We start from the raw sequence: 24,850 nt of genomic DNA on the forward strand, positions 1-24,850 counted from the left end.
GGAAGGGTGTCGGCTCAAGCCTTTCTCCTCGCCGCAGGCTTAGACCCCGGAACGAGTCCGGGGTGACGGGGTGGAACGGAACACGGCGGACGCATACGAATCCTCAGCGGGCGTGGTCTACTTGCCGTGCGATCATTCGCACGCCGCCACCGCCGGCGGCATCACCGGTGCGGCGAGCCCGACGTTCCAGTTCCAGCCGATCGTCCCGGTCGCCCGGCGTCGGCACATCACCTGCTCGTTGAGTGCGAACATGCCCGGCAACAGATCGCGGCCCGCTTCGGGCACCGCGGCGAAATGCATGTAGCTCCGCTTCGTTTCATAGGCCGGCCAGGCTGCGGAACCGGTCGCGACCGGCCGGCCGTCGCGGACGAAGCTCGTCCAATAGTCCAGCATCGCAGCGGATAGCGTACGCTCCGCCGCCGTATCGGGGATCTTCGGCCAGCGCGGCGGCGTCGCCGCCAACGTACCGAATACGTAAGGCAGTTCGCTGGCATGGAAGGCGTGCAAATCGGCCTCATCCATCGCCGGATAGCCATGATCGAACATATAGAGATAGGCGGGCTTGCCCAGTTCGACCTGCTTGCGGACAAGCCGCTCGGCCGTCCAGCCGTAGAGCGCGTCGCGCGTCGTGGCGAGGATGCTCTCCCGATAGGTCGCGGCCGGATATTGCTGCAGGAACGGATCGGCGAGATCGCGGTACCGGGCGCGGATCTCCGTCGCATAGGTCGCGGCATCCGCCGGCGGCTTGGGCGAGAGCATGCGCAACGACCGGATCTCGCCCTGGTTGAAGCCGGCGAGCACCGGCACCGGCGCCTGCCGCCGCTGATCGAACGCATCGACCATCTGCTGCGGCAGCACTGCGCCATCGACCACGCCAAACGGCGCAAAGCCCAATTTCGCCGCGGTGTCGGTCAGCGTCTGCGCGTCCATCGCGCGCAGGCCGGCGAGGTCCGGCGTCTTCAGCGCCGTGGTCAGCAAGGCGCCGCCGCTCTCCCACGCCGGCATGCCGAACGCGGCCTTCCGCAACTCGGGCATCGAGATCATATAGGCGCTCTGGGCGATGACCCGGGCGAACAGGCCATGCGCCGCGGGCGTGGTCATCAGGTACAGCGTGCTCAGCCCGCCCGCCGACTCGCCGGCGATCGTGACGTTGCCGGCATTTCCCCCGAATGCCGCGATATTGTCGCGCACCCACCGAAGGGCGGCGATCTGATCGAGCAGCCCGTAATTGCCCGACACGCGCCGCGGCGTCTCGCCGCTGAGCCACGGATGGGCGAGCCAGCCCAGCACGCCCAGCCGATAGTTGATCGACACGACGACGATGCCGCGCGCGGCAAGCTTGCGTCCGTCGTACATCGGCTCGCGGCTCGATCCGGTGACCAGCGCGCCACCGTGTATCCACACCATGACCGGCGCGTTCTTCGCCTTGGCCGGAGTCCAGATGTTGAGCGTCAGACAATCCTCGCTGACCGGCATCGGCACGCCCGAATAGACCGTCGCATTGGGCGCCTGCGGCTGGACGCAGGCCGGGCCGAAGTCCGTCGCCCTATGCGTGCCGGTCCAGCGCGGCTGCGCCACCGGTGCCGTCCAGCGCTTCGCGCCGACCGGCGGCATGGCATAGGGAATGCCCTTAAAGACCCGCAGCCCGGCGTCGCTTGTGCCACTGACCTTGCCGGCGGGCGCATCGACGATCGGGTCTGCGGCGAGTGCCGGGACGGCCGAGGCGAACGCCAGAGCGGCGATGACGATCTTCATATCCTGGACTCCTGACGATCGAGCGTGCGCGCGAGCCGGAGGAACAGGCCGATCGCGACGACGTAGAAGGGGGCAAGCGTGTAGAGCGCCAGTTGCAGCGGATTGGTCGCGCCGCGCGCGGCGAAATGATCGCTGGCGGCGCCGACCCAGGTCGGGCCGAGGCCGAGGCCGATGAAGTTCATCACCAGCAGCAGAAGCGCGCCGGCCAGCACGCGCTGGTTGGGAGCCGCTTCTTCCTGCACCAGCGTCACCGAGCAGGACAGATAAAAGTAGTTGAAAAACATCACGACGGTCAGCAGCGCCAAGGCAAGCGGCCAGGTCGGCGCCCAGACGAAGCCGAGGTAGAAGGGCAAAGCGACGGCCAGCGACACCGCCGGCGCGATGGCGAAGACCCGCCGCGAGCCCCGGCTGAAGCGATCGATGATCCGGCCCGACGCGACCATCCCGCCGCCCATGCCGAAGACGATCGCCAGCGCGTAGAACAGCGCGATCTCCGGCAGCATCATGCCCTTCTCGCGGATCAGGAACAGCACCGCGAAATTGCCGAGGCCATAAGTGACGAATTGTGTCGCGCCGCTGCCGAATGCCGCCAGCGTCATCACCGGATTGGCGAAGAAGGCGCGCAGCGTCGCCCAGAACGGCGCCTTGTCGAGGATGCCGGTCGCGCCGGGATCGGCGGCACCGCGCGCGGGTTCCGGCACGACGAACGGCAGCGCGGCGGCGGCTACGAGGCCTACCAGACCGATCGCCACGAACGCATCGCGCCAGTCGAACAGCGTCGCGATCGTCGCCCCCAGTGCGATCCCCAGCGCCGCACCTATCGGCGGCCCGAGATTGTAAATGCCGAAGGCCACGCCGCGCCGCCCCGGTGCGAACGTGTCGGTGATCAGGGCATAGGACGGCGGCACGCCGCCGGCTTCGCCGAAGCCGACCACCATCCGCGCCGCGACGAGTTGCGGATAGGTCCGCGCCATGCCGCAGGCGATGGTCGCGGCACTCCACACCGCGCAGGCGAGCGTCAGCACGCCGACCCGGCTGGTCCGGTCGGCCAGCCAGCTGACCGGGATCGCGATGAAGCAATAGAACATCGCGAAATACAGGCCGCCGATCAGCCCAAGCTGGCCGTCGGTGATGTGCAGCGTGTCCTGGATCGGCTTGGCGAGGATGCCGAGCAATTGGCGGTCGAGGAAGTTGAGGACGTAGACGAAGGTCAGCATCGCCAACACGATTCCGGGGTGCCGTGCGGCGCGCCCTCGATGACGGCCGTCGATAAGCGGATCGGGCGCGAGCGCGCTGATCGGAACAGTCATCACCTCTCCCACTGTATCGTGGCTTGTGCCCAGACGATGCGGCACCCGGCGCAGTGTGTCAATGGACACTCACGTATGAATGAACGTAGGTATTTTGCGGAAAAGAGGGGGCGCCATTGCGCCCTACATTTCATTCACTATTACGTGAACGAACTAAAGGAGAGATGGAATGGCTTTGGCAGGCAGGACAGCGATCATCACCGGCGCCGGCGGCGGGCTCGGACGTGCGCATGCGCTTCATCTGGCGGGCAGGGGCGTCAAGGTCGTGGTCAACGATGTCTCGGTCGATGCCGCCGAACGGGTCGCGCACGAGATCCGCACGGCGGGCGGCACCGCCATGCCGATCGCGGCGTCTGTGACCGACGAGACCGCGGTCGCCGCGATGGTCGATGCAGCGTGCTCCGCATGGGGCCGGATCGACATCCTCGTCAACAATGCGGGCATCCTCCGCGACAAGAGCTTCGCGAAGATGACGATCGCCGATTTCCGCACGGTCGTCGACGTTCACCTGATCGGCGCGGCGATCTGCAGCAAGGCGGTTTGGGAGCCGATGCGCGCCCAGACATTCGGCCGGATCGTCATGACGACCTCGTCGTCCGGATTGTACGGCAATTTCGGGCAGGCGAATTACGGCGCAGCCAAGATGGCGCTGGTCGGGCTGATGCAGACGCTCGCGATCGAAGGAGAGAAATACGGCATCCGCGTCAACTGCCTCGCCCCGACCGCCGCGACCCAGATGACCGAGGGCGTCCTCGATGCGGAGAGCCTGACGATGCTGGCACCTGACCGCGTATCGCCCGCGCTGCTCCCGCTGGTCGGGGATGACGCACCGACGAGGACGATCGTCTGCGCAGGTGCGGGCCATGTCGCTACGGCGAACGTGACGTTGACGCAGGGGCATTACGTCGGTCATGCCGAGGACGCGGGCGAGCAAATCCTGGCGCATTGGCCGGAGATCACCGATCGTGCCGGAGAGGTCGTTCCTGCCTATGGCTTCACCCAAGCCGAGCGCGAGGTCGCGGCAGCACGATCCGCAAGTCTGATGACCGCGGAATAGTGCAGGGGGTGAGGGTGGTAAGACGGAGCAAGGAAACGAGGAAACGAGGTTCGAGTGACCGCATCTGATTCAGAGCGTTATCTCGACTCCAACTCGCACTTGCCGGGGTTCCGCGGCTCGGCTGTGAATGCCCTCGACACCGTCTAGCGGTTCGCCAGGAAGTCGCGAGGCGTAAAAGTAGTCGGCGTCGGCGCGTTGCGTATCGAACAAGTTGAGAAAATCGGCCGCGATCTCGACGTGGCCGATCGTCTTGGCGAGCCTCAGGTTGACGATCGTCGTCGCAGGCCCGCGTACGCTGTCATCCTCGATCAGCGGACGAACGCCGATGTAGCGGAGGCGCAACGCGCCGAGCCAGCCGTGCGCATCAGCGGTTACGCCCAGCGATCCCGCGGCCTCCAACGAGTTCGGAATGCGGTCGGCGTCCGTTACCCCGATGAACCGGGCGTGGTTGGTCGCGTAGACCGCGTCGAGCGACAGCCATCGGAACGGCCGCACGAACAGCGTCGTCTCCCAGCCGCGGCGGCGGCTCGCACCTGACGGCTCTACCGTGCCGTCGTCGCCCGAGTAGACCAGTTCGCCCGCCGAGCGGGTCCACCAGCGATCGACGGTGAGCACCACCGGCCCGCGCTCGATACGGGTGCCGATCTCATACCCCGTGCCGCGCACCAGACCCGGCACCGGATCGGTCGCGGCGAGCACCCCGCGCGCGTCGTTCGAGTGAAAGCCTTGTCCGTAATTGGCATAGATTGCGACGCCTTGTGCCAGCGTCAGCGCCGCGCTGGTCTTGGGCGTGACGACCGTTTCACTCCGTGCGCCGGTGGTCGCCGCTCCGGCAAGCGCACGCGAGCGGAAGCGGTAGCGATCGATCCGACCCCCGCCGGACAGCGTCAGCCGCTCGATCGGCCGCCACCGCAAATCTGCATAGCCGGCGAACGCAGTTTCGCTGACGTCGGCAAGGCTGGTGGTGCCGATCCGGTGGCCACGTTCGGTATGGTAGAGACCCAGGTCATCGATCCGGTCGGCGCGAGCATCGGCGCCGACGGTGATCTGCCACGCCGTACCGAGCAATATGCGGTGCTGCACCCGACCACCAAAGGTCCAGCGGCGCTCCGCCTGCTCGAGTTCGTCGCCGCGAACTGGGTCGGCAAGGAAGAAGGTGAAGTTAGAGACGAGGTCGAAGAGGTAGCGCTGCGCGTAGAGCGTCACATCGGTCCGCTCGCTCGTGAGGCCGATCGTCGCGATCTGCCGCTGCGTCTCGCCGCGCAGGTATGGATCGAGCGTGCCGAACCGGTCGGGCACCAGCGTGCCGATCGCGCGCACCGGGATCTGCTCGGTCGGCTGCCAGGTCGCGTTGTAGTCGGATAGGCTTGCGCGGACGGTGCCGAGCGCGGTGTCGATCGTGTATTTGGCGAAGGCTGACGTGTGGCGCAGCCGCTCGGGCAAGGCCCACACGCCATTGTTGATCGTCAGCTCGCCCGCGAGCAGCAGGTCGCCGCCCCCCAACTGCTCTGAGCCGACCGCAACCAAGCGACCATAACCGTAGCTGCCGCCCTGTATCGCCACCATCGGCCGTTCGACGCGATCGAGAGTGCGCATCGACGCCGCCGCGACGAGCGAGAAGTCGCCATCCTGCGCGTAATAGGGTCCCTTGCGGTATTCGACCCTGTCGATCGTCTCGGGGATAAGACCGTTGAGATCGAGGTAGCCCTGGCCGTGCGCGTGGCTCGGCAGGTTCATCGGCACGCCGTCGAGTGAGATGCTGAAATCGGTGCCGTGGTCGAGATTGTAGCCGCGGATGTAATATTGCGCCGCCTTGCCCCCGCCTGAGTGCTGGACGGCGAGCAGTCCCGGCACCGCCTCGGCCAGTTCGTTGGCGCGCAGCAGCGGACGGGTGCGGATGTCCTCACCCGATATTGCGCCGGCGCTGGCGGCGCGGTCGCTCCCGACCCGCCGCTCGCCGCGACCGATCACCACGATGTCTTTTGACGGATCGTCGGTAGACTGCGTTGCTGCCCTAAGCATGGCGGGATCGGATGAGCGGCCATCATCGATCGGCGGCGTGTTCGCCCCGAGGAGGAGCAACGAACAGACGACTGCGCATGACATGATGTCACCCCCTAAACAGCTATGCCTATCTGTCTTAGCCAAGGCTAATATGTCAAGCCGGCTGGTCAACGAGCGTTTCGGCTGGCAGAAGCGCAAACAGGAGCAGGAGGTGCGCCAATGGCCGATGATACCGCCGTCCGTCGTGCCGCGGCATTTCGCGCGACCCGCGAGGCCCATGCCAGCGAGATGGCGGAGGATTATGTCGAGCTGATCGGCGATCTGATCGAGGAGCGCGGCGAAGCTCGCGTGATCGATCTAGCGCAGCACATGGGGGTGACCCAGCCGACGGTCGCGAAGATCATCCAGCGGCTGAAGAGCCTCGGGCTGGTGCAGAACCGCCGCTACCGCGCGTTGTTTCTCACGGACGCCGGCAAGGCCCTCGCCACCCGCTCGCGGGAGCGGCATCAGGTGGTGGTCGACTTCCTAGTCGCGCTGGGGATCGATCCGGAAATCGCCGCGATCGACTCTGAGGGAATGGAGCATCACGTCAGCGACGCTACGCTGCAAGCGATGCGGGGCGTCGTCATGGGCTCTTCAGCGCAGGACAAGGCGTAGCGACCGGGGCTGCACGCCTTCGCATTGATGAGCGTCCGCTTCTGGAGCAAGGTCAGCAGGCTTCAATTACCAACATTGGGCCCTCACGTCGGCGGCTGCCCAGAGGCTTAGCCAAGTCGCAAGCATTTGTTAGTTGTGCGCTGCTTACCGGAGCAGGTTGCCGTTCGATATTGTAACGTTTGCTAGCACTCGTTGCGTTCACGTGCTGCAAACGAGCGATCTCAGTAGGGTGTCGCAAATTGTCACTTCTATTCAGAAAGCGTCCGTGTGGCGACCACAGTGGTATTGGTTAGCGCCGGCTTGCGCTATCGACCCCGGCGATCCCGCAATGTCATGGGTGTTAAGCCATCTTGGAGATGTCGCTCGAAATACGGCGTCTATTTGTCTGTATCTCGATGAAGCTCGAGAAACAGGTCATCAAACGAACGATCTGCACCCCAGGCCTCGGTCCCCGTGAATGCCATCATCCTCACCTGATCGCTATTCGTCGGCGGTGGCGACCGTGGGCAGCCAGACCCCCTTCGTCCGGACTGTAGGCCACCACGCCCGGCCCGAGGGTGCCGAGTTTGCATTGGGGCAATACGTCGGCGGACAGGTAGTGCGTCACGGCGAGATCCTTCGAGACTTAGCCCTCGATCTTGGCGACCAGCCGCTCAACCGTTTCCGGTTCAGCGGCGATCATGGCGAGTAGAACGCGCGCGGGGGCATCCGGTGTGCGCCTCTTTTGCTCCCAATCCCGAACCGTGCCGAGGGGGAGATGATAGGTCTTGGCGAACTCCGCCTGGGATTTCTTGGTGCAAGCGCGGACAGCCTTTGCGTCGACGGGCGCGATGACCCGTGCTCGCGTCGTGTCGCATTTCGCGTGGGCGATGGCATCGCCGATGCCTTCCATCATCATGTTAAACGCCGTGCGGGCCATTATCATCCTCCAAGTCCATCGCTCAGCTGTTTGCAGGCGGCGGCGAACGCATTCTGTTCCGCCTTGGTCAGGTTGGTCTTCACGTTCTTTGGGAAGACGGTGAGCAGGAACACCGGGAACGCCTCGCCAGCGTAGTAGGTGACGACCCGGTATCCGCCCGACTTGCCGCCACCGGGGCGGGCAACGCGCAGCTTCCGCGCACCGCCACATCCAGGCATGATTTCGCCCGCTTCCGGGGTTGGCCGCGATCAGCGCGACGATCGCGGCTTGTTCGTCGGCATCGATCCCGGCCAGCTTCACGGCGCGGAGGTAGGCATTGGTTTCAATGACCGCCTGCATTTCGCATCTATACGGCAATGCCGTACCTGCCGGTTGCTGTCCGTTCGTCAGTTTCCGCCCGGCCGGATGAAAACGCCGACCGTCGTTACGACACGCTCGACCTGCGTCATGATCCGGCCCCACCAATAGCCGACGATAATGCGACCCGCCTGGAAACGGAAGATGCGCGAGGCCCGGTGCGCGCCGTGCTTCGCCACCCACACCGGATAGTAATGCTTGAGATTGGCGGCGGCGTCTTTTGCCTCGTCCGGCTTTAAGAATAGATCGAGCAGGAACGTCGACGGCGGCTTGTCACGCTGGGCACTTGCAATCGCCATGCGCATCGAAGGAAATCGAGGACATACGGCAGTCCGGTGCGAGACGTAAGCGGGAGCGTCCGCTATTGCCACAGGAGGGGAAAATCCGCTTTCGCCTAGTTCATGACCGTCACCGGTACATAGATCACTTTTCCGTGGCTATTGCCGCCACCGTCGATCCGGTCTGCTTCGGCTTGACGTAGCGGTCCAGCCAGTCGGTCATCTGCCACAGCGTTTCCTCGGTCGATTCCAGCGCTCGATAGCCGTGTGGCTCGTTCGGCAAGACGACATAGCGTACCGTCGCCCCGTTGCCCTTTAGCGCCGCGTACATGCGCTCGGATTGGATCGGGAAGGTGCCGCTATTGTCGTCCGCGCCGCCATGGATCAGCAGGATCGGCGCCTTGATGCGGTCTGCGTAGGTGAACGGGCTCATCTCGGTATAGGTCGGTGTCGCCTGCCAGTAGGTGCGCTGTTCGGCCTGAAAGCCGAACGGGGTCAGCGTGCGGTTATAGGCGCCCGACCGCGCGATGCCGGCGCGGAACAGATCAGTATGCGCAAGCAGGTTGGCGGTCATGAACGCGCCGTAGCTGTGCCCGCCGACGGCCATGCGGGTACGGTCGCCGACGCCAGATTTGACCACCGCATCGACCGCGGCCTGCGCGTCCTGCTGCAGCTGCTTGACGTAGGTGTCGTTGGCCTCGGCGCCGCCTTCGCCGATGATCGGCATCGATGGATTGTCGAGGATTGCATAGCCCTGCGTCAGCAGGAACAGGTGGCTGATGCCGCGCGGGCGGACGAACCGGTTGCCCTGATCGACCGTCTGGCCTGCGACCTTCGCGTCGGTGAACTCCGCCGGATACGCCCAGAGCAACGTCGGCAGCGGCCCGTCGCGTTTTGAGTCGTAACCGGCGGGCAGATACAGCGATCCTGACAGCTGGAGTCCGTCGGCACGCGGATAGGTGATCGTGCGGTGTGTGACACCGGCAAAGACCGGGGCGGGATCGGCGAACGCGGTAATGGCCTTCGCGCTGCCGCCCTTCACGCCGCGGATCATGTAGTTGGGCGCAAGCTTCGCGCTCTCGCGCCGCGTCAGGATGCGCTGGCCACGCTCGTCGAGCAGTGCGACCACCGTTTCGTAATAGGGCGCTTTGGCGGTCCACAGCCGCGTCTGTTCACCCCCGGTCAGCGGCATCGTGGCGAGGAAGGGGAACGCCCCCGCTTTCGTTGCGCCGTCGCCGGTGACGTACACGCCGTCATGCGAAGTCGTGAAGTGCATTACCGGCTTCCCGGCGGCATTCTCCTCCACCATCGGCTCGCCGGGATCACCATATTGATCTTGATAGTTGAGCGTCGCTATCGTCCGCGTCAGGCCCGGTCGCGATGGTGAAACGGCTTGGCGATGCTCGGTCCGCGTACGCCATTCGCGGTCGATGACCATCGCGAAGCCATCGTCCCCCCATATCGTGGTGGCATAGCGGGCTTGGGTCTGTGCCAGTTCCACCGGTCCCGCAGCGAACGGTGCAGCCTGCATCATCACCTTGTCGTGGAACGCGATCTTGGCGCGCGGATTGCCGCCGTCCAGCGCTTCGGCCCAGACCAGCGTCGCAGGCGCATCAGACCGCCAGACAGCCTCACGCGGGCCCTTCACGGTGGCGTCGAAATCGACCGGGAGATCGTCGGCGAGCGGTCGATCGACCAATGTCTTCACTGGTTGGCCATCAATCGTCGAGACGGCGATCTCGGTCGGGAAGTATCTGGCGGGCAGCAGATAAGAATATGGCCGCTTGAGCCGCTCGGTCAGCAGGTAGCGACCGTCCGGGGAGACGTTGAACTCGGTGATCAGGCTCGGCGTTCCGATCGGCTGCGCGGTGCCAGCAAGGTCGATCCGGACCAATTGACCGGTGAAATAATGGTCGAAGAGCGCCTCGTCATGTGCATCGCCGAGCAGATCCTCATAGGTCCGCGCTGCCGAGGTGCGACCGGCGCTTTCCTGGACCACCGGGCCGGTGGGCGTGCTGCTCGAAACGGGTGCTGCGCCCCGACCGGCGGGCACGGTAAGGGCGACGAGCGCCTTGCTGTCCGGCATCCAGGCGAAGGGCGTGCCGAACGTGCCGTTCAGCCCCCGGGCGACAATGCGAGCGCTGCCATTGCGCTCGGCGATCCATAGCGACAGTCGGTCAGCCTCTTGCGCATAGAAGGCGAGGCGGGTGCCGTCGGGCGACCAATCGGGGGCGGCGAAGCGCAAGCCCGCGGGCAGTTTGACCGGGACGGTCCGCCCCGAGCCGATGTCCTTGAAGCTCAGCGCGTTCAGCCATTGCACGCGGACCTCGGCCTGGCCGTTAGTGGCGGGGTCGATGCGGTAGCCGCCCAGCCGCAAAATCGGTTTCGACAGATTGGCGATCGACGGCAAATTCTCCCGCCCAAAAATCGCCAGCGTGCGGTGATCGGGGCTGACGGCGACGCCGGGGGTAGGCGGCGTCTCCAATACCTTCGCGATCGCATCGGGTGCGCGGTGATAGGTACTGCCGCTGAGCGTCTGAGCGTAGGCCGTGGTGGTCAGAAGCAGGGTAATCAGGCAGGCACCGGCGCGCATTCGATTTCCTTTGTCTCTATCGTCAAGCCGTTCGGCATACGGCCTATGAGCGGCAACGGTAACGCGAGAGGCCGGAGCTTACGTCAGTTTGGTCGTAGAGCAAGATACTGAACACGGTCGGAAATGGGTCTTACCTTTGTCCAACAATCGACCCTGAACTCCAGCCAAGGTTCAGTTCGGTTGCCAACGAAGCGCATCGACCAGCGCTCGCATCGCCGGACTGACCCGACGATCCGGGTAGTAGAGCCTGCAGCCGGGATAGGCCGGACACCATGGGCCGAGGACCTGGATCAGACGCCCGTCCCGGATCTCGTCCGCCACGTCCTCCTCCATCATATAGCCCAATCCCGCTCCCGCCCGCACCGCTGCCGCAGAAAGCGCCTCGTCGTTGACGATCAATTGCCCGGCAACGCGGACCTTGATGTCGCGTCCGTCCTCCTCGAACTCCCACGGGAGAAGCCCGCCGCCGCCGAGCTGCCTGTAGTTGACGCAGATGTGGCGCTCGAGAGCGGCGGGGGTCGCGGGCGGATCGTGCCGCGCGAAATAGCCTGGCGTGCCGACCACGACCGTGCGCAGGTCGGGGCCGACGGGCACGGCGATCATGTCGCCCTCCACGGCCTGCGCGAGGCGGATCCCGGCGTCGAAGCCGCCCGCGACGAGGTCGATCAGGCGATCCTCGACGATCACCTCGACAGAGATATCGGGATGGTCGAGCAGGAAGGCGGGCAGGCGCGGCGCCAGGATCGTGCGCGCGGCCCATCCGAACGTCGCCAGCCGGACCGCGCCCGCCGGCGTGTCGCGCCAGTCGGCCAGCCGTGAAAGCCCGCGGGCAACCTCGGTCAGCGCGGGATCAAGCGAGCGGAGCAGTTGCTCGCCGGCTGACGTCGGCGCGACCGAGCGTGTCGTCCGCGCCAGCAGGCGCACGCCGAGCCGCAACTCCAATGCCTTCATCGCATGGCTCAGCGCTGACGGCGAGAGCCCGAGCTCGGCGCCGGCGCGCGTGAAGCTGCGCGTGCGCGCGACGGTCGCGAACGCTGCCAGATCATCGAGGTCGCCGCGTCGCATTGCTGCATCATGCTCACAAGCCCTTGCCGGCGGCAACGCCTAATCCGGGTGGCATCGAGGTGCCATTTGCGGTGCTCAAGCAAGGAGCATCATCATGAGCCTGACCCATTATCGTACGCTTGGCCGCTCCGGTCTCGTCGTCAGTCCGCTGGCCCTCGGCACGATGACCTTCGGCCCTGGCGCGTGGAACGCGGACGACGCCACCGCGCGTGCCGTCTTCGACGCCTATCGCGACGCCGGCGGCAATTTTATCGACACCGCCGATATCTACTCGGGCGGGGGGAGCGAAGCGCTGGTCGGCCGCTTCATTAAGGAGACCGGCGCACGCGACGAACTGGTGTTGGCGACGAAGTTCGGCTTCAACGGCGCGGCCAGCCCTTTGACGGCGACGCAGGCCGGCGGCGGCAATCCCAATGCGGGCGGCGCGGGTGCCAAGAACATCCACCGTGCGCTCGACGCGTCGCTGCGGCGGCTCGGTACCGACTATATCGATCTTTACTGGATGCACATCTGGGACGGCGTGACGCCGGCCGAGGAACTGGTCGAGACGCTCGGCGCGCTCGTGCGTGCCGGCAAGATCCGCTACTACGCCTTTTCGGACATGCCGGCCTGGCTGGCGATGAAGGCGGCGACGATCGCCGCGGCGCGCGGCATCCCCGGTCCGATCGCGATGCAGGTCGAATATTCGCTGGTCGCACGCGATGTCGAGGCCGAGCACGTTCCGGCAGCGCGGGATGCAGGCATGGGCGTGCAGCCGTGGAGCCCGCTCGCCGGCGGTTTCCTGTCGGGCAAGTACCGCCGCGGCGACACCGCCGGCACGGGCAGGCTCAGCGGTGCCAATCCGTTCGGCGACAGCAAGTTCGCCGATCGCAACTGGGACGTGCTCGACGTGGTGAAGACGATCGCGGCGGAGGTCGGCTGCACCCCCGCGCAGGTGGCGCTTGCCTGGACAATGGCGAAGCCGGGCGTCACCGCGCCACTGATCGGCGCGCGGAACGTCGAGCAGCTGACCGGCAACTTGGCCGCTGCCTCGCTGACGCTCGACCACGAACAGATGGCCCGCTTGGATGAGGTAAGCGCTCCTCCGCCCGGCTTCAGCGCCGGGCTGGCGTCGCTCACCATCCGGCGCATGGTATTTGGAAATCGCGATGTTCGCGGCTGGGGCGAGTAGGGGGCGTGAATGTCTGGTTGTGGGTCAATTCGTGTGAGTTGCGCCTTCGATCTGCCGCACGATGCCGTTGAGCGCCGCCGTACACCCTTGTGCTCTGCCGATATCGTGATCCGTTCCAGCGGAGTTCCAGAACATATCTAGTGGCCAGCGTTCGGGGCAATGCGTGACGAGGCAGCGCAGCGCGAGCCGGACCTCGATCGTGTCGACTTTCCCCTTGTCCGACCGCGCGGCAGCGGCGCGAAGGATATGGAGCGACAGGTCGATGATGATCCGCTGATGGCGCGACACCGATCAGTGGAAGTCGCGCGACTTCACCCGCACCACGTCCTCCGGATCCATGCCCGTGCTATGCGGCGGCCAGTAGCTGTCGCGAGGGCCGGGCTTCCAGCCGGCATCGCCGCGGTCGGGCGAGCCCGCATGCCGCGCGCCGTCGCCGCGCCCGGTCGCATGCGGGAAATCCATCTGTCCGACCTGCGCGAGCAGCGGTCCATGGTCGATGATCCGGTCACAGATGACGTGGATCACCTGTCCCTCCTTCTGCACGCGCCCCTTCATCCCGATCATCGCCGCCGACATCACGGTGCGACGCTGCGCCTCGAAGCGGTCGGGCCACAGGATGCCGTTGGCGATTCCCGTCTCATCCTCGATCGTGATGAACAGCACGCCCTTGGCCGATCCCGGCTTCTGACGGACGAGGATGATCCCGGCCACCTCGACGTGACGGCCATCCTTGATGTTCGCAAGGTCGGCGCAGCGCGTAATGCCACGCCGGGTCAGATCCCGCCGCAGGAAAGCCAGCGGGTGCGCGCGCAGCGACAGTTGCAAGGCGCGGTAATCCTCGACGACCTCGCGGCCATCGGACAGGGGCCGCAGGCTGACGTCAGGCTCAAGCCCTTCCGGGCTGAACAGCGACTCCCGCGCGTCGGCGGCGGCGAACAGGGGCAAGGGCGCGTCGCCGAGTCCCTTCACCTTCCATAGGCCCTGCCGCCGGTCCTCGCCCAGCGCATGAAAGGCGTCCGCCTCGGCCAGCCGTTCGATCGCCGCGCGCGGCACGCCGGCGCGGCGCCAGACCTCCTCGACCGAGCCGAACGGCATCTGCCCACGTGCGGTGACGATCGCCGCGCCATGCGCGTTGGCGAGGCCACGGACCTGCCGCAACCCGAGGCGCACGGCGAGATAGCGGCCACGGCCCGGCTCCAGCGTGCAATCCCAGCGGCTGGCGTTGATGCAGGCGGGACGTATCTCGACGCCGTGGTCGCGGGCGTCGCGGACGACCTGTGCCGGCGCATAGAACCCCATCGGCTGCGCATTGAGCAGCGCGGCGCAGAAGACGTCGGGATGATGGTGCTTCATCCAGCAGCTCGCATAGGCGATCTTGGCGAAGCTGGCGGCGTGGCTCTCGGGGAAGCCATAGCTGCCGAACCCCTCGATCTGCTTGAACGTGCGTTCGGCGAAGTCGCGGGGGTAACCGCGCTCGACCATCCCGCCGACCAGCTTGTCGAAGAAGTGGCTGACCCCGCCGGTGAACTTGAACGTCGCCATCGCGCGACGCAACTGGTCCGCCTCGGCCGGCGTGAAGCCCGCCCCGACGATCGCGACCTTCATCGCCTGTTCCTGGAAGAGAGGTACGCCGAGCGTCTTCTCGAGCACCGCGCGCAGCTCGGGCCGCGGATAGTCCGGCTTCTCGCGCCCTTCGCGGCGACGCAAATAGGGGTGGACCATGTCGCCCTGAATCGGCCCCGGCCGGACGATCGCCACCTCGATGACGAGATCGTAGAAGCGCGCCGGCTTCATCCGCGGCAACATGCTCATCTGCGCGCGGGACTCGATCTGGAAGGTGCCGAGCGTGTCGGCCTTCTGGATCATCGCATAGACGTCGGGATCGTCGTCCTGCAGGTCGGCCATGCCGACGCGGATGCCCTTGGCCTCCTCCAGCATATTGAAGGCGCGGTTCATGCAGCCGAGCATGCCGAGGCCGAGCACGTCGACCTTCATGAACTTCAGCGCGTCGATGTCGTCCTTGTCCCATTCGATTACCTGCCGGTCGACCATCGCGGCGGGTTCGATCGGCACGAGATCGTCGAGCCGGTCGTGCGTCAGCACGAAGCCGCCGGGATGCTGCGACAGGTGGCGCGGCGTGCCGATCAGCCGCCTCGCGAGATCGAGCGCCAGCCTGAGCCGGCGATCCTCCATGTTGAGGTTGAGCTGCTGGACCTGTTTCTCGCCGACGCCTTCCTGACTCCAGCCCCACACCAGCCCGGCGAGCGCCTTGGTGAGATCCTCGGGCAGGCCCAGCGCCTTGCCGACCTCGCGCACCGCGCCGCGCGCGCGATAGCGGGTGACGACCGCGGTCAGTGCGGCATGGGTGCGGCCATAGGTCTCATAGATCCACTGGATGATCTCCTCGCGGCGCTCATGCTCGAAGTCGACGTCGATGTCGGGCGGCTCACGGCGCTCGCCCGAGATGAAGCGCTCGAACAACAGCTCGTGCTTGATCGGATCGATCGAGGTGATGCCGAGCATGAAGCAGACGCAGCTGTTCGCCGCGGAGCCGCGCCCCTGGCACAGGATGCCGCGGCGCCGGCTCTCGGCGACGATACTGTTCACGGTCAGGAAGTAGGGCGCATAGGTGAGTTCGGCGATCAGCCGCAGTTCGTGATCGATCTGCGTCCGGTATTGGGCGGGCACGCCGTCCGGGAACCGGCGCTCGACGGCGGCCTCGGTGAGCTGTTCGAGCGCCTGCTGCGCGGTCAGCCCGTCGACGACGCGCTCGTCGGGATATTGGTAGCTCAGCTCGCCGAGGTCGAAGGTGCAGCGGCGCGCGATCTCGGCGGTGGCGCGGATGGCGTCGGGGAAGGCGGCGAAGCGACGCTTCATCTCTTCCGGGGATTTGAGGTGCCGGTCGGCGTGGCGTTCGCGGCGGTAACCCAGCGTGTCGACGGTGCATTTCTCGCGGATCGCGGTGACGACGTCCTGCAGCAGCCGCGCGTCGGGCGCGTGGTAGAGGATGTCGCCGACCGCGACGGTTGCGACCCCTGCGTCGGACGCCTGCCGGGCGAGGTCGTGGAGGCGCATCGCATCGTCGGGCCGTCGCCGGAAGGTGAGCGCACAATAGCCGCGGTCCCCGAACACCTCGTGCAGATCGCCGAGATCGCTGCGGGTGGCGTCACCGGGCAGATCGGGAAGCAGGATGGCGATCAGCCCCGCGTTCCAGGTGACGACGTCCTCCCACGCCAGCGCGCAGCCGCCCTTGCCGGCGCGCGACTTGCCGAGCGTAAGCAGACGGGTGAGGCGCGACCAGGCGGGCTTGTCGGTCGGGTAGAGCAGCAACATGCGCCCGTCGTCGAGCCGCACCCGCGCGCCGGCGATCATCCGCACGCCGGTCGCTTTCTGTGCCTCCCAGCCGCGGACCAGCCCGGCGACGCTGCCGAGATCGGTCAGTCCGAGCGCGGCATGACCGAGCAGCGCGGCTGCCGCGAACAGTTCGTCCGGGCTGGAGGCACCACGCAGGAACGAGAAATGGCTGGTGACCTGGAGTTCGACGTAGGTCATCAGCCGAACAGTCCATGCAGATACCAGCTCAGGTCGCCGGTCGCGCCATCGACACCGTCGCCGCGGCGGAACAGCCAGAAGCGTGCGCCGGTATCGTCCTCGACGCGGAAATAGTCGCGCACCGCCCATAGCTCGCCGTCGCGCCGCCACCATTCGCCGTGGATGCGCTCGGGGCCGTCGCCGGCGACGACGGCATGGACTTGGCCACGCCAGGTGAAGCGGCGGGGCGGCGCGTCCGGCAGCAAGGCCAGCACGCCGACCAGCGGCTCCGGCCGACAGAGCAGGCGCACCGGGCGGCGCCACGCCGGCCAACCAGTCGGGGCAGCGAGCGGCGCGCTGCGACGGACTGCACGCTCAGGCACGTCGCTCTCGACCGGTGCGGCCGTGAAGAGCGCCTCGTCGCCGACCCGTCCGGCGATCTGATCGACGAGTGTCGCGACGTCCGGGGCGGCATCGTCGCCGGCGAGACTGCCAGCGAGCGGCGTTGCGCCGAGCGGATCGGTACGGGTGGCGGCGAGCCGCATCGTCTCGATCCCGTCGCCCGGATCGATCGTCTCGATCCTGAGGTGGAAGAGACGGGCGAGATGGCTCGCGTCGCGCGTCGGTCGCGACGTGCCGATGGCGAGCCGCTGCTCGCTGCCGTCGATCCGCTCGATGACGAGCAGCAACGTGCGGGCGCCGGCGCCGCGCTCCTGGAGCAGCCCGATCATATCGGCGAGAAGATCGCGGATGACGTGTCCGATCGCCTCGGCGGTGCCGATCGGCTCGAGCAGGCGGCGGCGGGCCAGCGGCGTCTCCTCCGGGACGACCGGCACGATCGGTTCCGCCACCCGGCCGAGCGCCTCGTCGAGACGGCGCACGCTGGCGAGCCCCAGCCGGCGCGCGAGGGGGCCGCGCGGCAGCGGCAGCAGATCGGCGATCCGGTCGAGTCCGAAACGCGCCGCGGCGGTCATCGCCTCGGGCGTCAGCCGCAGCGCGGCGGGCGGCAGGCCGGCGAGCGCCTGCGCCTCGCCGCCGTTCGGAATGGCGCTGATCGCGTCACGCCCGAACCGTGCGAGCGCGTGCGCGGCGCCCGGCGTTCCCGCCACCGCAACGCGTGCAGTATAGCCGAAGCGCCGGCAGAAGCGGACCAGCCGCCGGCAGAAGCGCGCCTCGCCGCCATGAAGGTGCGCCGTACCGGTCAGTTCGATCCACAGCCCGTCCGCGCCACTTGCCGCGGCAGTGGGCGTCCAATGCCGCACCGCATGCAGCGAGAGGCTGTCGAGCACCGCGCGATCGGCGGCGGGATCGGCGGCACGCACGTCGAGCTCTGCCACCAGCGCGCGCGCCTGCGTCACCGCCATGCCGGGTATCAGGCCGAGCGAAAGCGCGGCTGGGCACGCGGCGGTGATGACGTGACGTTGACCGGCCTGCTCGGCGAGGACCAGCGGCACCGCATGCGCGACCGGCACGGCCACTGGCGGGGCCGTGGGCGTGCCGCCTGATGTTACCGGTCGCTTGAACGGATGATCCGCCGCCTCGGAACGCCGGCCGAGCTCGCGCATCGTCGGCTGCTGGTGGCGCGGCAGCGCCGCGGCCTGCTCTTCGATCGCTGCACGTGCGCCATCGTCGCGCGCCCAGCGTGCGCCCGGGCGCCAGCCGCCGCCCCGCGGCACCGAACAGGCACCGGGGTCGTCGTCGATCGGCAGCGATGGCGCAGGCTGCGGTTCAGGCAGCGCGCGCGGTCGCTCGAGCCGGCGCAGTCGCTCGATGGCGAGGTGCGGCAGGTAGAGCGAGGCGACCCGTGTCATCGCATGCCTCCAGTTGCAGGGTGAAGGGAGGACCGCCGCGCTGGCGCGCGAGGTCGACGGTCCAGCGTGCCCGGCCGACGCCGGGGGCCGGCAGCCGCTCGGACGGCGCGCAGGCGATCCGCCAGCGCGTCATCGCCGCCGAGAGGTCGGACAGGGGCTCGACGCCCGCCTTCCGCCAGCGGCGCGCGAGCAGCGCCGGGGCATGGCCGCTCATCGCAGCAAGCTGCAGCCGCCGTGTCGCGACCATGTCGGCCCGCTTGACCTCGCCGACGACTGCGGCGAGCCCGCCGTGGCGCAGGCCGTCTTCCATGACGGCGAGCACGTGTTTGTCGTCGCGTGCCTCGACGAACAGCAGCGTCGCCGGGTCGAGCCCGGCCTGCTCCAGACCGGGGGCATAGAGGTCGAAGCGGGTCAGCGCCCAGAGCACGCGTTTGCCGGATCGCGCCGCAGCGCGTGCGGCGATGCCGACCGAAAACAGCGTCGCTGCGGCATCGTCCGTGAGCGTCGGCGTCGCCGGCGACACCTCGTGCAGGCCGCCCAGCACGAGTCCGCCCTCGGCGAGTCGCCTGTCGATCGCATCGATGCCGAAGGGCAGAACCGCCAGCTTCGGCCCGCGCACGGCACCCAGCTCCTCGCGTAAGCGGGCCAGGGCCTCATCGGGTTGGGGGTTAGCGGACATGGCTGTTGCGACTCATCTGTTCGCTATATGTTCCCGAATTGTTGACGAAGGGTCAAGGCGTTACGGGAGAGATCCGGTGGACCGAAACGGGATCGACGCTGCCGGGTCCGCAGATAGGACGGCGGCAGCGCGGGCGGACTACGACCATGTCGGGCGTCGCCTGCGCACGCTCGAGCAATGCGCGCTGTACAAGCGAACGTTGCGCCTGACCTGCCCGCGCTGCGGTCATGTCCGGGTGCTGGATGCGGTATGCCTGTGGTGGATGTTCAACCGCCGTGGCTGGGACGATGGCCTGCCCGCCGTGGCAGCCCGCCTGTGCTGCGCCGGCTGCCGTGAGCAGAAAGCAACGGCGCGACCGTGCGTCACGGTCGGTCGCGAACCTCCGACCGGCGCGGCTCTGCCATATCCCGATGAGGCGACGTGGAAGAAGCTTGTCTCGCGCCATCGCTCGTGATCGAAGACGAAGATGTGCAATCTCTATAACTTGAAGGTCGATCCGCGCGGCTATTTCGATGCGCTCGCCGCGGTCGACGACGCGGCCAACGTGCTGGGGATAGAGAAGGATTATGCCGCCCCCGGCAAGCCCGGCTACGTCGTGCGCTACGAAGATGGCCGGCGCGTGCTGAGCACGATGCGCTGGGGCTTCCCGACCCGAAAACCGCGCAAGCGCCTGGCGCGCGAGGGAGAACTGCCGTTCCTCTACGACTGGTGGACCAACGCCCGCAATCTGCACAGTAACCTTTGGAAGCCCTGGCTGCTACGCACCGAGCATCGCTGCCTCGTACCCTTCACCCGCTTCGCCGAACCCAAGGCTGTGTCCGACCGGCAGGGGCCGGGCGACACCAACTGGTGGTTCACCGTCGAGGACCAGCCGGTGCCGTGCTTCGCCGGCCTGTGGAAGGTCGATGCCGACCACGACCGCGTCTATGCCTTCTGCACCACCGAGCCCAATCCGCTTGTCGCGCCGAAACACCCCAAGGCGATGCCGGTGATCCTGCTCGCCGAGGACCAGGAACGCTGGCTGACCGCGCCGGTCGAAGAGGCCGTGACGCTGCTCACCGCCTATCCTTCGCAATTGATGCAAGTCGCCTGACCGATGGCCCGCAATCGCTATTACGACGGCCCGCCGAGCGATCATTTCGATGGCATCCGCTTCTTCAATCCCGGTCAGGGAAGCACCGATCGCGGCCTCTCCGATATGCTGCGCTGGAAGCTCGGCGGCCGTGCGGCAAAATGGCCAGCCTCGGTGCCGATTGTCCCGGCCAAACCCGAGGCACGCGTCGCCGGGCTCCGGATCACGATGGTCGGCCATGCCTCGCTGTTGATCCAGGCGGCAGGCCGCAACATCCTCGCCGATCCGGTCTGGTCGGAGCGGGCGAGTCCGTTCCGCCGGGTCGGACCGAAGCGGGTGACGGCGCCGGGCATTGCGTTCGATGACCTGCCACCGATCGACGTCGTGCTGCTCAGCCACGGTCATTACGATCATCTCGATATCGCGACCTTGCAGCGGCTGCACGTGGTCCACGACCCGCTGATGGTGATGCCGCTCGGCAACGATGCGATCGTGCGGACGGCTGTGCCGGCAGCCCGTTGCATCACCGGCGACTGGTGGGACCGGCTGGCGCTCGGCGAAGGCATCGCGACGACAATTACTCCCGCCTATCACTGGTCGAACCGCTGGCCGAGCGACACGCGGATGATGCTGTGGGGCGGCCATTACCTCGAGACACCCGCCGGCGCGATCTGGTTCGTCGGCGACACGGGCTATGGCGATGGTCGCATCTTCGGCGAGGTTCAAATACGCCTCGGGGCACCCGATGTCGCGCTGATCCCGATCGGTGCCTATGCGCCGCGCTGGTTCATGGCGGCCCAGCACGTCAATCCGGCCGAGGCGGTGCGGATCTTCTCGGATGTCGGCGCAGATCGCGCGCTCGGTATCCATTGGGGGACGTTCCACCTTACCGACGAGGCGCGTGAGGCGCCAGTGGAGGAATTGGCCGCGGCGTTAAACGACGCAGGCGTCGCGCCCGAACGGTTTGTCGCGGCCGAAGCAGGCGGGGTCTTCCACTTTCGCTGAACCACGTAACCGACTGTCAGGGGGCAGGAGCGCCTATCTCCTTATCCCGGCTCATCCATTGCTCACTTACTCGGGATAAGAGCTCCGACCGGCAGACGCCAAGCATCCGGCTGCCCCCTCAGGGAAATGATCACAGCGTTTGGAAACGCCTTCATTCGTGGTATATACATGGCATATACTTCGGAGCTTTTGAGATGGCTGAGCCCGCCCGGCATCGCGACATTCGCGTAGCGCAGCTATTTCGCAACAACCGGAGCCAAGCTGTCCGCATTCCGGCGGAGTTCGAGTTTTCCGGCAGTCGCGTCCTGATCCACAAGGAAGGTGATCGCCTCATCATTGAGCCGGAACCTCAACCCAATCTGCTCGACAAGCTTCGATCGTTATCCTCCCTCGATCCTGCCGATGGCCTTCCTGACGATCTCGACAACGCGCTGCTGCCGCTTAAGGATACCGATCTGTGAGCCGTACCCGCTTCATGCTCGACACTGATCGCGAACTGCCCGTTGGCGGAACCTCGACCAGCTGAACTGAACGGCGCTGAGCGGCAACCCATAGGGCGGCAGCGGCGATATGCTTTGAATAGGGAAAGCATTTCAGGTCCGCTGGCGGCTCCCAGAATGATCATAGGCGACGTCTGAAATGATTACGCCCAATTATCCAAGTAAGTATTCGTTAGCTCTTCGATCGTTACCTTGATTGCGCCGCTAACAAGCAAGATGGTAGCCAAGTGGACGCTGTTTCTGGCGCGAAGTTTTGTGCGGGAGTTTTGGATATGCGCTTCTACCGTCCTTGGCGCGACGGACGCAAACCTGGCTATTTCCTTCGCTGTGTAGCCAAGTATCTTCAGTCGGCAGATGGAAAGTTCTGATTGCGTCAGAATATCTGCTGGATCTTTGGTCACTTCATTTCCTTGATCTAATTTTAGACTCAAGGGTTTTCAAATCATTTTGCGCTGCCGACTGGCAGCGCATAGGTATTTTTACTTAGTAAGGAGCGCGAATTTTCAGACGCGCTGCGGGCGCTATGATCGCAACGCAATAAAGCGGAGCTTCCATGACCCACGCCGAACCCGATCGTCCCGTCGTCAGCCCCGAGATGCTGGAGCGTCTCCGTGATACCGCTGCGGGCTATACTGACTGTTTTGACATTATACTTGATACGCAGGGCATTGGCGGCCGATACGGCGGCGTCGATGGACGCGAGATGCTCATCAACATGCTGAGCAGCCTGATCGTCTTGACCGGATCGGAAGAGGACGCGGTCAGCTGGCTCTTTTATTCGCGCGGCTACAAGGCCGTGGTAGGCGACGACATCTGCTCGAACGTCGTTGAAGGCAACTTTTGGACGTTGGCGGCGATTCAGGAATGGCTTCAGGTGACCGAGGCCCATCGCGACAAATGCCCCGAATTAATCGACACGCTATTCCGAAGCCGGGATTGCGAGGCAGGGCATTGGCGATCATGATGGCCGATGCCGCCGTCGCGCTGCTCTTTTCTGGTGCGGGCACGCTCACCCTCGGCGAGGTTTGCAAGGTTCGAAATGCGCGAACGGTCGGTATGATGATGCTCCTCGTAGGGTGCGCTATGACAATGGCGGAATTGGCGCTGTCATGAGCCGACCGATCGACAAGGGGTAAGACTTTGCCAAGCCAAGCCGACACCGCGTCCTTTGGGACCCTGCCAACGGCGCATGACATCACGGAAGTCGAGCGCCTGCTTCGCTCACGACGATATGGCGACATTCTTCGTTCGCAGCCTGAATTGGTTCACGCGGCAAGCCAACATCTCGCGCCCGTGATCGCGTCGGGTGAGGCCAACCTTGGCCAGCGTGTGTGGCATGCCCTGCTCAGCGAGCCGGTCGATATGATCATCCGCTGCATGACGGCGGACGATGCCGATGGACGCCTGCTGCGATCGAACAACCCTTTCTCGATCATCATCGGGCAGAGCATGATCGACAAACGACGCGAGCTATGGCGGGAAGCGAAGGCTGTGCTCGGCCAATCAAACGCGTCTGATTGAACCGTCAGTACGAAAGCATCAGCGTCCTCGATCTGGCCGTCGAAAAGGCGCGGGCGTCTGAATCTGATTCGGTCCCTTCAACTCCGCACCGGCAATGCCCGGTTGCTGAGCGTGTACCTCCGCCTGCTCAAAAAGCTTGCTCCGCCGAATTTTCGAGATCGGTTCGTCAGCGACCAAGCCTGCCCTGTTGGCGGAAAGATCGGCGACACGCGGATCGTGGTTGCCGACGCTTGTGGCCCGAAAATGAAGATCGGGCGCGCCGCGAAGTGATGGTGCACGGCTAAGCGCGGGCCCCCTGCCAAGGCCGGGTGCCGTTCCGTGCCCCTGCGCATTTCTTCCGCCACTAATAGCGACTGCCGCGCAGCGCCACGTTCGAAAAGCCCATTCCGCCACCCCAAGGGGTACAGTCGTCCCTGATCGCCGTCGTTAAGACGCGAAATAAAAGGCTTGTAGGCGGATGGTCGGGGAGACAGGATTCGAACCTGCGACATCCTGCTCCCAAAGCAGGCGCGCTACCGGACTGCGCCACTCCCCGACGCGTGGCTCCCTTAGGCGCGGGGCGAGGCGGGACGCAAGCGGCAATCCGATCTTCCGACGACGATCCCGTATCGCAGCGACATCCCTGTTCGCCGATGGCTCTCCACCGAGCCGCAGTCGAGCGCGCCATCGAAGCATATGCAACCATTTTGGTTGATTGAGTAGAAGTTAATGGCGCGTTTTACAGACGATGATCCGTCTGCAAATGGTACGCCTATAGTTCGCATACCGATGACGGCCGACTTGACGGCGTGCTGCAGCCATCCTCTAATTTGTTGATCGACTGGGGAAAGTCGAATCGAGGGGAGTGATCATGAAGATGTCGATGTGCGCGCTGTCGGGCGCGCTCCTTGTTTGCGCGCCTGCGACGGCGCAGACGGCGATGCCGATCATCGCCGGCGCACCGGACGCGGCGGTTCTGCGCGCGGGAACCAGCGTGCCGCTGAAGATGGCGGAAGCGTTGACCACCAACGGCAAGAAGCTCAAGGTAGGGCAGCGCTTTCAATTGCAGACCGCCGAGCCGATCGCGGTCAACGGCATGACCGTCATCCCGGCGGGCAGCCCGGTGACCGGCGAGGTCACCGAGGTGCGCAACAAGGGCATGTGGGGCAAGTCCGGCCGGATCAACGCCCGCGTGCTGTTCGTGCGGGCGAACGGTCGCCAGATCCGCATGTCGGGCCAGTTGGACGACAAGGGCACGACCGGGACGGTGGGCGTGGTCGGCGCGATCGCCGTCATTCCGGTCGCAGGCTTTTTCGTCACCGGTACGAGCGCCAACATTCCGCTCGGCGCGCCGGTGACCGGGTTCATCGATGAGGACGTGCCGGTCGCCTTTGCCGGTGGCGCGCCAGCGGCGATGGTCGTAGCGCCAGCGGCTCCGGCCGCGGTGGTGGCGCCGATCAAGGTCTCGCCGGCGGCACCGGCGCCCGCGGGGAAATAGCGTCGGGATGGCGATCCCGCGCCTCGGGATCGCCGCATCGGCGCGCGACGCGACGTACCGGGTCGCATCGGACGGCAGATCCTGCGGG

25 protein-coding genes and 1 tRNA gene are annotated in these 24,850 nt (G+C 66.1%); 12 read left to right on the plus strand and 14 right to left on the minus strand.

Annotated features, from left to right (window positions below; all coding sequences use genetic code 11):
* Nucleotides 1–132: 132 nt before the first annotated feature.
* Both MC45_RS01515 and MC45_RS01520 read right to left on the minus strand, forming a co-directional pair.
* Nucleotides 133–1,755, minus strand: coding sequence for a carboxylesterase/lipase family protein (locus MC45_RS01515; protein WP_038658663.1), 1,623 nt, complete (start codon nucleotides 1,753–1,755; stop codon nucleotides 133–135).
* On the minus strand, nucleotides 1,752–3,065 hold the full coding sequence (locus tag MC45_RS01520) for a spinster family MFS transporter (RefSeq protein ID WP_038658666.1): 1,314 nt from the start codon (nucleotides 3,063–3,065) through the stop codon (nucleotides 1,752–1,754). Before MC45_RS01520 ends, MC45_RS01515 begins: the two co-directional genes overlap by 4 nt.
* A 169-nt stretch (nucleotides 3,066–3,234) precedes the next feature.
* Between MC45_RS01520 and MC45_RS01525 the strand changes: the two genes are divergently transcribed.
* A complete protein-coding gene (locus MC45_RS01525; RefSeq protein WP_038658670.1) occupies nucleotides 3,235–4,122 on the plus strand; it encodes an SDR family NAD(P)-dependent oxidoreductase in 888 nt (295 codons plus the stop codon).
* A 69-nt stretch (nucleotides 4,123–4,191) separates the two neighbouring features.
* On the opposite strand, the gene MC45_RS01530 is transcribed toward MC45_RS01525, so the two are convergent.
* A complete protein-coding gene (locus tag MC45_RS01530; RefSeq protein WP_169742510.1) occupies nucleotides 4,192–6,270 on the minus strand; it encodes a TonB-dependent receptor in 2,079 nt (692 codons plus the stop codon).
* Nucleotides 6,271–6,345: 75 nt separating this feature from the next.
* On the opposite strand from MC45_RS01530, the gene mntR reads away from it, so the two are divergent.
* Nucleotides 6,346–6,783 (plus strand): manganese-binding transcriptional regulator MntR, encoded by a 438-nt coding sequence (mntR, locus tag MC45_RS01535; RefSeq protein WP_052075466.1) that lies wholly within the window; start codon nucleotides 6,346–6,348, stop codon nucleotides 6,781–6,783.
* Between the two features lie 625 nt (nucleotides 6,784–7,408).
* On the opposite strand, the gene MC45_RS01540 is transcribed toward mntR, so the two are convergent.
* The 5 genes from MC45_RS01540 to MC45_RS01560 all read right to left on the minus strand — a co-directional run bounded on the left by MC45_RS01540 (nucleotide 7,409) and on the right by MC45_RS01560 (nucleotide 11,995).
* Nucleotides 7,409–7,702, minus strand: coding sequence for a helix-turn-helix domain-containing protein (locus MC45_RS01540; RefSeq protein ID WP_038658673.1), 294 nt, complete (start codon nucleotides 7,700–7,702; stop codon nucleotides 7,409–7,411).
* Nucleotides 7,703–7,704: 2 nt separating this feature from the next.
* Nucleotides 7,705–7,920 (minus strand): type II toxin-antitoxin system RelE/ParE family toxin, encoded by a 216-nt coding sequence (locus MC45_RS19730; protein ID WP_245640812.1) that lies wholly within the window; start codon nucleotides 7,918–7,920, stop codon nucleotides 7,705–7,707.
* A gap of 168 nt (nucleotides 7,921–8,088) precedes the next feature.
* Entirely contained in the window at nucleotides 8,089–8,364 is a 276-nt protein-coding gene (locus MC45_RS01550) for a hypothetical protein (RefSeq protein ID WP_038658677.1), read from the minus strand.
* Nucleotides 8,365–8,482: 118 nt separating this feature from the next.
* On the minus strand, nucleotides 8,483–10,930 hold the full coding sequence (locus tag MC45_RS01555) for an alpha/beta hydrolase family protein (protein WP_038658679.1): 2,448 nt from the start codon (nucleotides 10,928–10,930) through the stop codon (nucleotides 8,483–8,485).
* 171 nt (nucleotides 10,931–11,101) lie between these two features.
* Entirely contained in the window at nucleotides 11,102–11,995 is an 894-nt protein-coding gene (locus MC45_RS01560; protein ID WP_038658682.1) for a LysR family transcriptional regulator, read from the minus strand.
* 94 nt (nucleotides 11,996–12,089) lie between these two features.
* On the opposite strand from MC45_RS01560, the gene MC45_RS01565 reads away from it, so the two are divergent.
* Nucleotides 12,090–13,166, plus strand: coding sequence for an aldo/keto reductase (locus MC45_RS01565; RefSeq protein WP_038658685.1), 1,077 nt, complete (start codon nucleotides 12,090–12,092; stop codon nucleotides 13,164–13,166).
* Between the two features lie 24 nt (nucleotides 13,167–13,190).
* On the opposite strand, the gene MC45_RS01570 is transcribed toward MC45_RS01565, so the two are convergent.
* The 4 genes from MC45_RS01570 to MC45_RS01585 are packed head-to-tail and all read right to left on the minus strand — an operon-like array spanning nucleotide 13,191 to nucleotide 19,127.
* Nucleotides 13,191–13,454: a hypothetical protein gene (locus MC45_RS01570; RefSeq protein ID WP_038658688.1), complete on the minus strand. Its 264-nt coding sequence runs from the start codon at nucleotides 13,452–13,454 to the stop codon at nucleotides 13,191–13,193.
* 3 nt (nucleotides 13,455–13,457) lie between these two features.
* On the minus strand, nucleotides 13,458–16,721 hold the full coding sequence (locus tag MC45_RS01575; protein WP_156143879.1) for an error-prone DNA polymerase: 3,264 nt from the start codon (nucleotides 16,719–16,721) through the stop codon (nucleotides 13,458–13,460).
* Nucleotides 16,718–18,508, minus strand: coding sequence for a Y-family DNA polymerase (locus MC45_RS01580; RefSeq protein WP_081974290.1), 1,791 nt, complete (start codon nucleotides 18,506–18,508; stop codon nucleotides 16,718–16,720). Before MC45_RS01580 ends, MC45_RS01575 begins: the two co-directional genes overlap by 4 nt.
* On the minus strand, nucleotides 18,426–19,127 hold the full coding sequence (locus MC45_RS01585) for an ImuA family protein (protein ID WP_245640813.1): 702 nt from the start codon (nucleotides 19,125–19,127) through the stop codon (nucleotides 18,426–18,428). Before MC45_RS01585 ends, MC45_RS01580 begins: the two co-directional genes overlap by 83 nt.
* Before the next feature lie 58 nt (nucleotides 19,128–19,185).
* Between MC45_RS01585 and MC45_RS19155 the strand changes: the two genes are divergently transcribed.
* The 4 genes from MC45_RS19155 (at nucleotide 19,186) to MC45_RS01600 (ending at nucleotide 21,725) form a co-directional block, all read left to right on the plus strand.
* Nucleotides 19,186–19,641: a hypothetical protein gene (locus tag MC45_RS19155; RefSeq protein WP_156143749.1), complete on the plus strand. Its 456-nt coding sequence runs from the start codon at nucleotides 19,186–19,188 to the stop codon at nucleotides 19,639–19,641.
* A 12-nt stretch (nucleotides 19,642–19,653) separates the two neighbouring features.
* Nucleotides 19,654–20,280 (plus strand): SOS response-associated peptidase family protein, encoded by a 627-nt coding sequence (locus tag MC45_RS01590; protein WP_038658697.1) that lies wholly within the window; start codon nucleotides 19,654–19,656, stop codon nucleotides 20,278–20,280.
* A gap of 3 nt (nucleotides 20,281–20,283) precedes the next feature.
* Entirely contained in the window at nucleotides 20,284–21,264 is a 981-nt protein-coding gene (locus MC45_RS01595) for an MBL fold metallo-hydrolase (RefSeq protein WP_038658699.1), read from the plus strand.
* Between the two features lie 194 nt (nucleotides 21,265–21,458).
* Nucleotides 21,459–21,725 (plus strand): antitoxin, encoded by a 267-nt coding sequence (locus MC45_RS01600; protein ID WP_038658702.1) that lies wholly within the window; start codon nucleotides 21,459–21,461, stop codon nucleotides 21,723–21,725.
* A gap of 182 nt (nucleotides 21,726–21,907) precedes the next feature.
* On the opposite strand, the gene MC45_RS20040 is transcribed toward MC45_RS01600, so the two are convergent.
* Nucleotides 21,908–22,165 (minus strand): response regulator transcription factor, encoded by a 258-nt coding sequence (locus tag MC45_RS20040; protein ID WP_169742511.1) that lies wholly within the window; start codon nucleotides 22,163–22,165, stop codon nucleotides 21,908–21,910.
* A gap of 152 nt (nucleotides 22,166–22,317) precedes the next feature.
* Between MC45_RS20040 and MC45_RS19160 the strand changes: the two genes are divergently transcribed.
* The 4 genes from MC45_RS19160 (at nucleotide 22,318) to MC45_RS19170 (ending at nucleotide 23,555) form a co-directional block, all read left to right on the plus strand.
* Complete coding sequence (locus MC45_RS19160) at nucleotides 22,318–22,728, plus strand: hypothetical protein (RefSeq protein WP_156143750.1); 411 nt, start codon at nucleotides 22,318–22,320, stop codon at nucleotides 22,726–22,728.
* A complete protein-coding gene (locus MC45_RS19165; protein WP_156143751.1) occupies nucleotides 22,725–22,877 on the plus strand; it encodes a hypothetical protein in 153 nt (50 codons plus the stop codon). The genes MC45_RS19160 and MC45_RS19165 overlap by 4 nt, the downstream gene beginning before the upstream one ends.
* Before the next feature lie 27 nt (nucleotides 22,878–22,904).
* Complete coding sequence (locus tag MC45_RS01610; protein WP_156143752.1) at nucleotides 22,905–23,285, plus strand: hypothetical protein; 381 nt, start codon at nucleotides 22,905–22,907, stop codon at nucleotides 23,283–23,285.
* Nucleotides 23,286–23,396: 111 nt separating this feature from the next.
* The gene (locus MC45_RS19170; protein ID WP_156143753.1) at nucleotides 23,397–23,555 is read left to right on the plus strand and encodes a hypothetical protein; all 159 of its coding nucleotides are present in this window, start codon (nucleotides 23,397–23,399) and stop codon (nucleotides 23,553–23,555) included.
* A 188-nt stretch (nucleotides 23,556–23,743) separates the two neighbouring features.
* Here MC45_RS19170 and MC45_RS01615 read toward each other — a convergent pair.
* A tRNA-Pro gene (locus MC45_RS01615) sits at nucleotides 23,744–23,820 on the minus strand.
* A gap of 315 nt (nucleotides 23,821–24,135) precedes the next feature.
* On the opposite strand from MC45_RS01615, the gene MC45_RS01620 reads away from it, so the two are divergent.
* Nucleotides 24,136–24,762 carry a hypothetical protein gene (locus MC45_RS01620; RefSeq protein WP_156143754.1) on the plus strand — a complete coding sequence of 209 codons (627 nt, stop codon included), beginning with the start codon at nucleotides 24,136–24,138 and terminating at the stop codon, nucleotides 24,760–24,762.
* Nucleotides 24,763–24,850 lie beyond the last annotated feature (88 nt).

Source organism: Sphingomonas taxi, assembly GCF_000764535.1.
In the GTDB taxonomy this organism is placed as follows: domain Bacteria; phylum Pseudomonadota; class Alphaproteobacteria; order Sphingomonadales; family Sphingomonadaceae; genus Sphingomonas; species Sphingomonas taxi.